This window comes from Ligilactobacillus salitolerans, assembly GCF_003864415.1.
GTDB lineage: Bacteria > Bacillota > Bacilli > Lactobacillales > Lactobacillaceae > Ligilactobacillus > Ligilactobacillus salitolerans.
In genome coordinates, this window is sequence record NZ_BFFP01000132.1 from 1 (window position 1) to 316 (window position 316).

A 316-nucleotide genomic window follows, 5' to 3' on the forward strand; every position below is an offset into this window, starting at 1 on the left:
ACCCAAGACGGGCCCCTAGTCCAAACAGTGCTCTACCTCCACGATCCTTATCTTCCGAGGCTAGCCCTAAAGCTATTTCGGAGAGAACCAGCTATCTCCAAGTTCGTTTGGAATTTCACCGCTACCCACACCTCATCCCAGCATTTTTCAACATACACGGGTTCGGTCCTCCGGTGCGTTTTACCGCACTTTCAACCTGGACATGGGTAGGTCACTTGGTTTCGGGTCTACGTCAACGTACTCATTCGCCCTCTTCAGACTCGCTTTCGCTCCGGCTCCGGCCTTTCCGCCTTAACCTCGCACGTTAACGTAACTC

The 316-nt window shown here is 53.2% G+C and carries 1 rRNA gene; it reads right to left on the bottom strand.

Annotation, left to right across the window (positions count from 1 at the left end):
- A 23S ribosomal RNA gene (locus LFYK43_RS12370) occupies nt 1–316 on the bottom strand; the annotation flags it as partial.